The sequence below is a fragment of the Microtetraspora sp. AC03309 genome (assembly GCF_020826795.1).
Classification (GTDB): Bacteria; Actinomycetota; Actinomycetes; order Streptosporangiales; family Streptosporangiaceae; genus Microtetraspora; species Microtetraspora glauca.
Window position 1 is genome coordinate 84,200 of record NZ_JADDIL010000007.1, and the last position, 12,076, is coordinate 96,275.

Annotated in this window: 6 protein-coding genes; 5 read left to right on the plus strand and 1 reads right to left on the minus strand. The window is 72.0% G+C overall.

The window, feature by feature from the left end; all coding sequences use genetic code 11:
- Positions 1 to 126 precede the first annotated feature (126 nt).
- From IMZ11_RS05810 to IMZ11_RS46085, 5 genes are read left to right on the plus strand one after another with little or no spacing between them, the layout of a single operon-like run.
- Positions 127 to 1,680 (plus strand): class I adenylate-forming enzyme family protein, encoded by a 1,554-nt coding sequence (locus tag IMZ11_RS05810; RefSeq protein ID WP_228638218.1) that lies wholly within the window; start codon positions 127 to 129, stop codon positions 1,678 to 1,680.
- Positions 1,677 to 3,329: a condensation domain-containing protein gene (locus IMZ11_RS05815; protein ID WP_228638220.1), complete on the plus strand. Its 1,653-nt coding sequence runs from the start codon at positions 1,677 to 1,679 to the stop codon at positions 3,327 to 3,329. Before IMZ11_RS05810 ends, IMZ11_RS05815 begins: the two co-directional genes overlap by 4 nt.
- On the plus strand, positions 3,326 to 4,252 hold the full coding sequence (locus IMZ11_RS05820) for a thiamine pyrophosphate-dependent dehydrogenase E1 component subunit alpha (RefSeq protein ID WP_228638222.1): 927 nt from the start codon (positions 3,326 to 3,328) through the stop codon (positions 4,250 to 4,252). The genes IMZ11_RS05815 and IMZ11_RS05820 overlap by 4 nt, the downstream gene beginning before the upstream one ends.
- Complete coding sequence (locus IMZ11_RS05825; protein ID WP_228638224.1) at positions 4,243 to 5,391, plus strand: alpha-ketoacid dehydrogenase subunit beta; 1,149 nt, start codon at positions 4,243 to 4,245, stop codon at positions 5,389 to 5,391. Before IMZ11_RS05820 ends, IMZ11_RS05825 begins: the two co-directional genes overlap by 10 nt.
- Positions 5,384 to 6,724 (plus strand): 2-oxo acid dehydrogenase subunit E2, encoded by a 1,341-nt coding sequence (locus tag IMZ11_RS46085; protein ID WP_228638226.1) that lies wholly within the window; start codon positions 5,384 to 5,386, stop codon positions 6,722 to 6,724. Before IMZ11_RS05825 ends, IMZ11_RS46085 begins: the two co-directional genes overlap by 8 nt.
- Positions 6,725 to 6,791: 67 nt before the next feature.
- Here IMZ11_RS46085 and IMZ11_RS05835 read toward each other — a convergent pair whose 3' ends face one another.
- A complete protein-coding gene (locus IMZ11_RS05835) occupies positions 6,792 to 11,768 on the minus strand; it encodes an ATP-dependent helicase (protein WP_228638317.1) in 4,977 nt (1,658 codons plus the stop codon).
- Positions 11,769 to 12,076 lie beyond the last annotated feature (308 nt).

Here is a 12,076-nt window from a genome sequence, read left to right on the forward strand (position 1 = left end):
CCCACTTGTCGCGCGTTGCCGCGTCGTGCCAGACTCTCCCCTCGGAGTAACTGGAAACAATCCTTCCAATAATGATTTCCGGTCGATGGATGAGCTTCATTCATCCGATCTTTCGGAGGTTGTCCAGTGAGAACTGCGATCGAATTCCCGACGCTTCCCCGCTTGCTCGCGGCCAGGGCGGCGGCCGAACCCCACGCGGTCGCGATGATCGTTCACGGGGTCGGTGAGTTGACCTTCGAGGAGTGGGAGGTGCGGTCGAACGCCGTCGCCAACGCGTTGCTCTCCTTGGGCGTGCGGAACGGCGAACGGATCGGACTGATCTTTCCTGGCGCGCGCTGGATCGACTATGCGATCGCATTCATTGGAGTGCTCAAGGCGGGCGCGGTGGCCGTACCTCTGCCGGACCGGACACCGGCCGCGGAGGTCGGACGGATCGCGGCGCACTGTTCGGCATCCATGATCATCAGGGATCTGGGCGATCTACCGGAGGGCGCGGCGGAGCCGCCCGACGCGCGGACCGGGCGTGACGCCCTCGCGCAGATCCTCTACACCTCGGGCACCACGGGGACGGCCAAGGGCGTCGCCGCCACACACGCCAACCTGGCCTTCGGCGCGCTCCTCCGGCCGCGCCGCCCGGCCCTGAGGATGTTCGCCCATTCGCGGCACCTGGTGCACGCCTTCCCGATCGGGACGAACGCGGGGCAGATGATGCTGGTCAACGCGCTCAACGCGCATCCGGCCGTGGTGACCCTGCCGCGCTTCACACCTGATCGCTTCGCGCGGCTCATCGCGGAATATCGCGCCGGGACGGTGTTCGTGGTCCCCGCGATGGCCATCGAACTGCTGGGCCACCGGGAGAGCCACGACCTGTCCAGCGTGCTGCTGCTCGGCTCTGCCGCCGCGCCGCTGCCGGCGGCGGTCGCCACCGGGCTGGCCGGAATGTTCCCCAACGCGACGATCACGAACTACTACACCTCGACCGAGGCGGCGCCGGCCCAGACGATCATGATCGTCGATCCGGACCGGCCGGGTTCCGTCGGCAGGGCGGCCGCGGGCGGCGACGTCCGGATCACCTCGTCCCACGGTGACGCGCTACCTCCCGGAGAGACCGGCGAGGTGTGGATGCGCTCGCCCGCCACGCCCCGCTCGTACTACAACGATTCCCCGGTCGCCTCCGACGTCTTCAAGGACGGCTGGATCCGGATGGGCGATCTCGGCTACATCGACGAGGACGGCTACCTCTACCTGGTCGACAGAGAGAGCGACGTGATCAAGTCGGGCGCGTTCAAGGTCTCCACGCTCAAGGTCGAGGAGGCGCTTCACGAGCATCCCGCCGTGAGGGAGGCCGCCGTGTACGGCGTTCCCCACCCCGTCCTCGGTACGGCCGTCGCGGCGGCCGTCGTGGTGCGGGCTCCCGGCGAGCCACCGGATCGGGGAGGCGGGGGACGCGGCCCGGCGGGCAGCGCCGAGAGCGGTGCCGAGAGCGGTGGCGGGGGCGGTACAGGGGAAAGTGGCAGGGGCGGTGTCGAGGGCGGTGAGGTGTCGTTGCCCGCGCTGCGGGCCTTCCTCGGCGACCGGCTGGCTCGGCACGAGATCCCCTCCGAGATCGTGACCCTGGAGGCGCTGCCCAGGAACCATGGCGGCAAGGTGGACAAACGGGCGTTGCGGGCGCGCTCATGAGCACCGCTCCGGCGCAGGCGTCGTCCGCCCAGGTCGGGATGTGGATCACCGAGCGCATGGGCCGGGCCGGTTCGGCGTATCGCATGCCGCTGCTGGTCACCTTCGACGGGCTCCTGGACGCCCCCAGGCTGGTCCGGGCGTGCGAGGCGCTGATCAGGCGTCATCCCGTCCTCTCGACCGCGATCGAGGAGCGCGACGGCGTTCCGGTGGAGGTGCCCGGAGCCCCTCCGAGCGTGGACGTGACCCTCGCGGGAGATGTCGACGATCTGGTCCGCGAGGAGATCCTGCGGCCGTTCGACATCGGGAGAGGGCCGCTGGCCCGGTTCCGGCTCGCCCGGGTCGGCCCCGCCCGGCACGTCCTGATCATCGTGGCCCACCACCTGGTCTTCGACGGCGAGTCCAAGGACATCCTGGTCCGCGATCTCGCCGCGCTCTACAACGGATCCCCGGTCACGCCGCTCCAGGGGACGTACGCCGACCACGCGGCGGCCGAGCGCGAGCGGGTCGCGGGACTCCTCGGCGACGCGTGCGAGTTCTGGCGGAGCCGCTGGCGGGAACCAGCGGACGTCATCCTGCGCGATCTGTCCGCTCCGGCGGTACGGCCGGGACGGTCGCGAGGGGCGGAGGAGGGCGCGGTTCACGCCTTCCTCGGCGACCTGCGGCACGTCCCGGATGCGGGTGGCGCACCCGGCGCGCCGGGATTTTCGCGTTTCGAGCTGTTCCTGGCGTCCGTGCACGCTCTGCTGTTCGCGTACGGCAACGCGGACCCGGTGTGCGCGGTCGACATGTCGACGCGGACGCCCGAGACCCGCGATCACATCGGGCTTTTCGTCAACGAACTGCCGGTGGCGTCGACGCCGTCGCCGCGCATGACCCTCGCCGAACTCGCCGCCTGGCTCCGCACGGAACTGCGGCGGATGTACCGGTTCCGGCCGGTACCCCTCGCCCGGGCCGTCCGCGGTCTCCGGCCGCGTACGGCGATGGCGCCCGTCTCGGTGAGTTACCGCAGGCGGGGATCCGCGCCCGAGTTCGCCGGGCTTCGGGCCACGGTCGAGTGGGCGCTCTTCAACCGCTCCGTCCGCAGCGTCCTGCACATCCAGGCGGTCGACGGCCCCGACGGTCTCGACGTGACCCTGCAGTACAACCCGCGCACCCTCTCGGGGGTCACCCAGATAGCGAAGGACCTCACAACGATCATGAAAAATCCGGACTCGGCGCTCGGGGACATCTTGTCGGGCGACGGTCGTGCCGAACCGGCCGGCCTCGCCGACGAGATCAGAGTCATCTGGCAGGAAGTGCTCGGCATCGACGAGATCGGTGACGACGAGGACCTCTTCGACCTCGGCGGCCACTCGCTCACGATCACCCAGATCATCGCCCGGATGCGCAAGCGCCTGGGCATCGAGGTGCCCCTCGACGTCTTCTTCGACACGCCGACGATCGCGGGGGTGGTGGAGAGCGTCGAGCACCCGGAGAGCACGTCCGCGAGCACGTCCGCGAGTACGTCCGAGGCGGTGCCCGTGCGCGATTCCGGGGCGGCGCCCGCGAATGCGTCCGGTACGGCGTCCGGTACGGCGTCCGTGCGTGATTCCGGTACGGCGCTCGCGCGCGCCGGGCGGGGGCCGGGCGACATGGACGGCAGCCGGTGACCGAGCCCTCCGCCGTACTCGCCCGCCCGCCGTTGCCGGACGACGGCGATCTCGACCTGCTGCTCCTGATCAGGCACTTCGAGCTGGCCCTCCTCGACCTGTTCGGCCAGGGGCGGATCAACGGCACCACGCACACCTGCCTCGGGCAGGAGTACGTGCCGGTCGCGCTCCGGCCGCTGCTCGGGGAGATGGATTTCGTCTTCAGCAACCATCGGGGGCACGGCCACTACCTCGCGCGGTTCGAGGACCCGGCCGGGCTGCTCGCCGAGATCCTGGGCAGGGAGGGAGCGGTCTGCCGCGGGGTCGGAGGCAGCCAGCACATACTCCGCGACCGCTACATGTCCACGGGTGTGCAGGGGGAGAGCCTCCCGGTGGCCACCGGCGTGGCGCTGCACCTGAAGCACACCTCGCCCGGGGCCCTCGCCTGCGTGTACATCGGTGACGGGACGTGGGGGGAGGGCGCGGTCTACGAGGCGCTCAACATCGCCTCACTCTGGCGGCTGCCGTTGCTCGTGGTCGTCGAGAACAACGGGATCGCGCAGTCCACCCCGACCGCCCGCCAGATGGCCGGGACCATCCGCGCCCGCGCCCGGGCGTTCGGAGTGCGTCACCACGGCATCGACACCTCCGACATCGACCTGATCAGGGACGATCTCGCGCCGCTCCTGTCCGAGGTGCGGCTGGAGAACCGGCCGCTGGTCGTCGAGTTCGCGACCCACCGGCTCGGTCCGCACAGCAAGGGTGACGACACCCGTCCCCGCGAAGCCGTACGGGATGCAGAGGCCCACGACTGGTATCGCCGATACGCGGAAGCCGATCCCGGCCGGTTCGCCCGCGCGGACGAGGCCCGGCGGGCCCACGTCGCGGCGATCGTCCAGGAGGTCGCCGCGCGTCCGTTGTCGAGGTGGGATCCATGCGCGTAGCGGAGAATCTCAACGCGGCCCTGCACGGTGTCCTGGAAGCCGACCCGACGGCGTACGTGATCGGCGAGGACATCCTCGACCCCTACGGGGGCGCGTTCAAGGTCACGAAGGGGCTGTCCAACCGGTTTCCGGGCCGCGTGCTCGGTACGCCGATCAGCGAGGCCGGCATCACCGGCCTGGCCGCCGGGCTCGCCCTTTGCGGGGACACGGCCATCGTCGAGATCATGTTCGGCGACTTCGTGGCGCTCGCCTTCGACCCGATCGTCAACTTCGCCGCCAAATCCGGCTCGATGTACGGCTCCCGCGTCCCGATGAGGATGATCGTGCGGTGCCCCACCGGAGGCGGCCGGGGATACGGGCCGACCCACAGCCAGAGCATGCAGAAGCACTTCATCGGCGTGCCGGGGTTGTCGGTCTACGAGATGTCACCGCTCCACGACAACCGCGCGGTCATGAACGCCATGCTGGCCTCGGGCGAGCCGTCCATGTTCTTCGAGGACAAGGTGCTCTACACCCGGACGATGTACGACGTCTGCGAACCGTTCCGGTACGACATGGTCACGGCGGGGACCGCGGGAGTCGACGTCGCACGGGTCTTCCTCGACGATCCAGAGGCGACTGACTGCGTCATCATCGCGCCCGGCGGCATGGTGGACCGGGTGACCCGGGCCATGCGCGCCCTGCTGCTGGAACGCGAGGTGACCTGCTGCCTGTACGTGCCCTCGCGGCTGTATCCCCTCGACCTCTTCGACTCCTCCGACCCGGCCGGCTCCCTCGACGCGCTCCGTGGTTCCGGCGGCTCAGGTGGGGGCCCTGGGTTCGCTGAGGCCGGTGGGTCCCACCGGCCGGGTCCGCCTGGTTCCGCTGGTTCTCCGGGGGCTTCCGGCACCGAGTCGCTCCTGTCCGGGCTGCGGCGGGCGAGAGCCGTACTGGTCGTGGAGGAGGGGACCGCGGGTGGCACATGGGGGAGCGAGGTCGCGCACCGGATCCACCGGCTGATGTGGCGGGATCTCCGGGGGCCGGTGCGGCAGGTCAGCTCCGCCGACAGCGTGATCCCCGCCGCCGCCCATCTGGAGAGCCGCGTGCTCGTTCGTGAGTCCACTATCTACGACGCGGTGCTGGAGGCGCTTCGTGACTGATATCCGGGTGCCGAAGCTCAACAGCAACGACACCGCGTACGTCCTCGTCGAGTGGCTCGTCGCGGACGGGCAGCGGGCCGAGGCGGGCGATCCCATCGTGCTCCTGGAGACGTCCAAGGCCACGGAGGAACTCGTCGCCGAGGAAGACGGCTTCGTGTGGCGGGAACTCCCGGTGAACGCCGACTGCCCACCTGGCGCTCTGATCGCCCGTATCACCACAGGAGGGGAGCGGCCCTCAGCCACGCCGCCAGGTACGGCCGACTGCGGCTCCGCGCCCGGTATGGGTGCCGCATCCAAGGTGAGTTCCACGTCTGGGACGGGTTCGGCCTCCGGGGCGGGTTCCGCCTCCCGGACGGGGACGGCTGCGACCGGGGTGGCTGCGACAGAAACGGCTGGAACGGGGGCGGCTGAGACGGGGGCGGCTGAGACGGGAGCGGCGTCCGGTGGGGGGCCGTCCCATGAACCACTGATCACCGTGCCCGCCCAGGAGTTGATCGACGAGCTCGGCATCGATCCGGAGGAGGTGCGCGCTCTCGGCGTTCCGGTCGTCCGCACCGCGGACGTCGAACGGCTGGTGGCCGGTCGCATGGCACCTCCCGATCCCGCCTCCGGCGTGGCACCTTCCGATCCCGCCTCCGGCGTGGCGGGCGTGCCGTACGCGCTCTCGCGTGTGCAGCGGGCGGTGGCGAGGGCGGTGCGCTCGTCACACGAGACCATCCCGGCGGCGTACACGGTGATGAAGATCGACGTTGGAGCGGGGCTGGAGATGGCCGCCCAGCTGACCAGGGAGATCCGGAGGCCCGTCGGCCTGCCCGAACTCGTGACCTGCGCGGTGGCCCGGCTCCACGCGACGTTCCCGCTGTTCTACGCCACGATCGTCGATGAGAACTCGGCCATGATGGCGGAAGCCCCGCATATCGGCGTCACGATCGACACCGGTGCGGGACTCTACGTACCCGTCATCCACGACGCCGCCGGGCGATCGGTGCGGGATGTCGCGAATCGCCTGATGGAGTACCGCCTGGCCGCGGTCACAGGGGACTTCCGCGAGAGCGACCTGACCGGGGCCAACATCGTCGTGACCCTGCACCACGACGGGGATGTCACGCTCGCGATCCCGCTGATCTTCCCGGGGCACGTGTGCGCACTCGCGGTGACGGCGCCCCAGGCCGTGCTCCGGCTCGAAGCGGGTGAGGTGGTCAGCAGGACCGTCGCCGATATCGGCCTGGCCTATGACCACCGGCTGATCAACGGCAGGGACGCCGCGCTGTTCCTCCGCGCGCTCAAGGCCCTGCTGGAGGCGCCGGAGGAGGTCGTCCGACGGTCATCGTGAGAACCGGGCCCGCTGTCTGGGCAGGCATGTGTCTGGGCAGGCATGTCCGAAAGAGCCCCCGCGCCGCTCAGGCGCGGATGCGCAGGCCCTTCGGCGTCGGATGGAAGCCGGCCGCCTCCAGGGCCGCGGCGAGCGGTGAATCCGTGATCGCGGTCCCGTCCGCCCGCTCGACGGTGAGCTTCCCCAGCGCCCCCTCCCGCACCGCCAGGGCCAGCGCGTCGACCGCCGTCTGGAGATCGTCCCCGGTGCAGTCGGCTCCGCCGTCTCCGGCGCCGAAGGAGAGCAGCGTCCTGCCGCCACGCTCCACGTAGAGCACGAGCCGGCCCTCGACCAGGACCACCAGCGCGCCCGCCTTGCGTCCCGGCTTGTGGGTGACCTCACCGGTCCGGTCGGGCCAGGGCAGGGCCGCGCCGTACGGGTTGGCAGGGTCGGCGGCGGCCAGCACGACCACGCGCCGCGGCGCGCGCGGCGCCGGGGTGGTCCACAGGTCATCGAGCGCGGGTGGCCCGGCCGGTGGGGGAGACGCGGTCGGGGACATGGCCCGCATCCGGTCGACGGCTCCGGGCAGCGCGAACTGAGCGCCGCCGAGCCCCTCCACGAAGTAGCCCCGGCGGCACCGGCCACTCTCCTCGAACGCCCGAAGGACCTGGTAGACGGCGGAGAACCCGCCGGGCAGCCGCTCCGCGCCGACCCCGCCCCTGGTCAGCACGCCGTGCCGTTCGAGCAGGATCTCGGCCTGGGCGTGCGCGCGCTGGGTGCCGTCGTCGGAGGGATCAGGCAGCAGCCACCACCGGCCGCTCACCGTGGGCGGCCCGCCACGCGTCGGCAGCACCGCCCGGCGGCGCCGGAGCGACCGGTTCGCCGGGGGCCGGTGCGCGGGCCGCCCGGAGCCGAGGGCCGAGCGCAGCGGTGCCAGCGTGTCACCGGTGACCCGCCCCGACCAGACCAGGTCCCACAGCGCGGCGGCCAGGGTCTGATCGTCGGGAACGGCTCCGCCGGGGCCGGAGGCGTCGATCGTCAGGGACGCGACCCGGTTGGACAGCTCGCGGAAGAACAGCGCGCCCCCGCCGCCCAGCGCGGCCAGGACGCCCTCGTGCAGCGGCGTCATCGTGATCGCGGCGGGCTCGGGCAGCAGCAGCGGAGCCGTGTCGGCGAAGTAGAGCGAGACCCAGCCGTCGCCGCCCGGCAGGGAGCCCTGACCCGTCCAGATGACGTCGCCGGACGCGGTCAGCTCGTCGAGGAGCGCGGGGGAGTACCCCGGCACCCGCCCGGGCAGGACCAGCGTCTCCAGCGCCGACGCTGGCACCGCGGCCCCCTGGAGCCGCTCGATCGCGTTGACCAGGTCGTCCATCGCCCGCGCCGGGCCGCCGCGCCGCCCGGTGTCGCCGTACTCGTGCGCGGGCCGGACGGGTGCGACGCCGTGCCAGGCGGGCAGGAACGTGGCCAGCGTCTCGGGCGGGACGGGCTCGACCTCCTTGCGGAGCCGTGCCAGTGACCTGCGGCGCAGCAGCCGCAGCACCTCCGCGTCACACCACTCCTCGCCACGGCCTCCGGGACGGAACTCCCCGGACACGACCCGGCCGGTCGCGGCGAGCCGCCGCAGCGCGTCGCCGACCACCGCGACGCCCACCCCGAACCTGGCGGCGGCCGTATCGGCGTGGAAGGGCCCCCGCGTGCGGGCATGGCGTGCGACCAGATCGGCGAGCGGATCAGGGCGTGCGGTCCCGGCTCCGGAGGCCGAGACGGGGGCGTCAAGGAACTCCTGCGGCACTCCGACGGGAAGCGGGGTGCCGAGGGCGTCACGCAGCCGCCAGGCGTCCTCGACCGCGGCCCACTGCTCCTCGCCCGCGACGCGCACCCGGATGGCCCTGCGGGTCTGTTCCAGCCCGACCAGCCACGAGGGGTCGCCTTCGCGGATCGACACGTCCTCCGCGAGCAGCGGGCCGTGGGTGCGCAGCAGGTCGGCCAGGTCCTCCGGGTCACGAAGCGGCCGGTCGAGGCGGGCCAGCTCTCGCTCGGCCTCGACGATCACGTCGGGGTCGAGCAACTCGCGCAGGTCCGCCTGGCCGAGCAACTCGGCCAGCAGCGCGGTGTCGAGGGCGAGGGCCTGCGCGCGCCGCTCGGCCAGCGGAGCGTCCCCCTCGTACATGAACGCGCCGACATAGTTGAACAGCAGCGACGCGGCGAACGGGGACGCCTGCGCGGTCTCCACCTCGACCAGCCGGACCCGCCGGGCCGCGAGGTCGCGCATCAGCTGGACCAGGCCCGGCACGTCGAAGACGTCCTGTAGGCACTCGCGCATGGTCTCGAGCACCACGGGAAAGCCCGAATATCTGCTCGCCACGCCCAGCAGGTGGGCCGCGCGCTGGCGCTGCTGCCAGAGCGGGGTCCGCCTCCCGGGCGTACGGCGCGGCAGCAGGAGGGAACGCCCGGCGCACTCACGGAACCGGGCGGCGAACAACGCCGAGCCGCCGAGCTCCTCGGTGACGATCTGCTCGATCTCGTCGGCGTCGAAGGCCGCCACGTCGGCGGGTGGCTCGTCGAGCGTGTCCGGGATGCGGAGCACGATGCCGTCGTCGGAGTGGATCGCCTGCACGTCGACGCCGTACCGCTCGCGCAGCCGGCGTCCGATGGCGAGCGCCCACGGGGCGTGCACGCGCGCGCCGTACGGTGAGTGGATCACCACCCGCCAGTCGCCGAGCTCGTCGTGGAAGCGCTCGACGAGCAGGGTGCGGTCGTCCGGCACGTAGCCGGTCGCGGCGCGCTGCTCGCCGAGGTAGGCCAGCAGGTTGCCGGTGGCGAACTCGTCCAGCCCGGCGTCACGGATGCGGACCACGGCGGCCGCGTCCTGCGGTGAGGACCGGTCCTTCCCGGACGGACGCTCCTTCCTGGACGGACGCTCCTTCCCGGACGGCTGGTCCTTCCCGGACGGCCGGTCTTTCCCGGACGTACGGCCGGGCTCGGACGAGAGCCCCGTGCCGGACAGCTCCCGGATGAACGCCCCGATGGCGCGGCCGAGCTCCGCCGGGCGGCCGGGGGCGTCGCCGTGCCAGAACGGCAGCTTGCCCGGCTGGCCCGGAGCGGGGGAGACGAGCACCCGGTCGGCGGTGATGTCCTCGATCCGCCACGACGTCGCGCCGAGCACGAAAACGTCGCCCACGCGTGACTCGTAGACCATCTCCTCGTCCAGCTCGCCGACCCGGGAGGCCCGCTCGCCGACGAGGAACACGCCGAAGAGGCCCCGGTCGGGGATCGTGCCGCCGTTGGTCACGGCCAGCCGCTGCGCGCCCGGACGGCCCCGCAGGGTGCCGGTCACCCGGTCCCACACGATGCGTGGCCGCAACTCGGCGAACTCCTCGCTCGGGTATCGCCCGGCGAGCATGTCGAGCGTCGCCTCCAGCGCGCTGCGCGGCAGCGTGGCGTACGGCGCGGCCCTCCTCACGAGGGTCTCCAGCGAGTCGACCGTCCACTCGTCGAGCGCGGTCATCGCGACGATGTGCTGGGCCAGCACGTCGAGGGGGTTGCGCGGGTAGCGCAGCTCCTCGATCTGGCCGCTCCGCATGCGCTCGGCGACGACGGCGGTCTGGACGAGGTCGCCGCGATATTTCGGGAAGATCACCCCTCGGGACACGGCGCCGACCTGGTGCCCGGCCCGGCCGATGCGCTGCAGCCCGCTGGCCACACTCGGCGGCGCCTCCACACACGCGACGAGATCGACCGAGCCCATGTCGATGCCCAGCTCGAGGCTGGAGGTGGCGACCACGGCGGGGAGCCGCCCCGACTTCAGCGCCTCCTCGATCTGGGATCGCTCCTCCTTGGACACCGAGCCGTGGTGTGCCCGGACGATCTCCGCGGGCGCGCCACGGGACGCCCCGGCCTGCGCCATCATCTCGGCGGGAGTGCCCACTGAGCCGCGCGGGCGATCACCTGGTGGTGCCGTCGCGGTCGGCGCCGTCGTCGCCGCCCGTGTCTCCGCCCATGTCTCCGGCGGGTCGGCGGACGCGCGTTCGTCCGCGAGTTCGTTCAGCCGGGTGCAGAGCCGCTCGGACAGGCGGCGCGAATTGGCGAAGATGATCGTGGACCGGTGCGCCTCGATCAGGTCGAGCAGGTGCTCCTCCACGTGGGGCCAGATGCTGCGCCGGTGCTCGGCCGGCTCGCCGTCTATCCCGGGCGGAGGAGGCGCCAGCTCCGTCATGTCCTCCACGGGGACGACGACGTCGACCTCGATGACCTTGTCCGACGGCGGTTGCACCACCGTGGCGGGACGGGCACCGCCCAGGAAGGTCGCGACCTCCGACACCGGCCGGACCGTCGCGGACAGGCCGATGCGCTGCGCCGGCTCGGGCAGCAGCGCGTCGAGCCGCTCCAGGGTCAGCGCGAGGTGGGCGCCCCGCTTGGTGGCGGCGACCGCGTGCACCTCGTCGACGATGACCGTCTCGACGCCGCGCAGCGCCTCGCGCGCCTGTGAGGTCAGGATGAGGAAGAGCGACTCGGGAGTGGTGATCAGGATGTCCGACGGGTGGGCCGCGAACCGGCGGCGATCCTCGGCCGAGGTGTCGCCCGACCGGATCGCCACGGAGATCTCCGGCGCGGGAACGCCCAGCCTGTGGGCCGTCTGCCTGATCCCGGTGAGCGGCGCCCGCAGGTTCCGCTCGACGTCCACGGCGAGGGCCTTGAGCGGCGACACGTACACCACCCGGCACAGCCGCTTGGGTCCCTTTCCCCGGGACCCACCGGCGGCACGGGCCCCGGTGTCGGGCGCGGTGTCGGGCGCGGTGTCGGGCGCGGTGTCGGGCGCGGCGCCGGGTTGGATCGTCGCCGTCCGCGTCCCGATCTGTGCGGCGGCGAGGCGGTCGAGCGACCACAGGAAGGCCGCGAGCGTCTTTCCCGATCCGGTGGGAGCGACGACCAGGGTGTTGTCGCCACGCGCGATCGACGACCAGGCGCCCTCCTGCGCGGCGGTGGGGGCGGCGAAGGCACCGGTGAACCACTCCCTGGTCACCTGGCTGAAGTAGTCGAGCACGCTCACCTCGCCATCATGCATCCGCCGACCGACAGAAACGGACATGATCTTCGCTGTGGCCATGTGAGGACCAAGCCGCGAGCAAGTCGCCCCATGGAGCCTGGACGCGTGACCGAACGAAGGGAGCGCGAAATGAGCGAGGACGGCACGACGAAGGTCCCGAGCCCGAAGTGGGGCGCTCGGACGCGTACGAGAAGGACCGGGGCGCGGGTGTGGGATCCGGCTGGCGACCGCGGCCTGGCGGAGTGGTACGACACGCTGAGGTCGGAGCGAGAACGCTGGGCGTCGCCCCGGAGATTGTGGTCCCCGTGACCGGCTGACCATCCGGA

Excerpts from the sequence above, each read along its gene's own strand:
- IMZ11_RS05815 (WP_228638220.1), top strand. The coding sequence starts at position 1,677 with ATGAGCACCGCTCCGGCGCAGGCGTCGTCCGCCCAGGTCGGGATGTGG.
- IMZ11_RS05825 (WP_228638224.1), top strand. The coding sequence starts at position 4,243 with ATGCGCGTAGCGGAGAATCTCAACGCGGCCCTGCACGGTGTCCTGGAA.
- IMZ11_RS05835 (WP_228638317.1), bottom strand. The coding sequence starts at position 11,768 with ATGCATGATGGCGAGGTGAGCGTGCTCGACTACTTCAGCCAGGTGACC.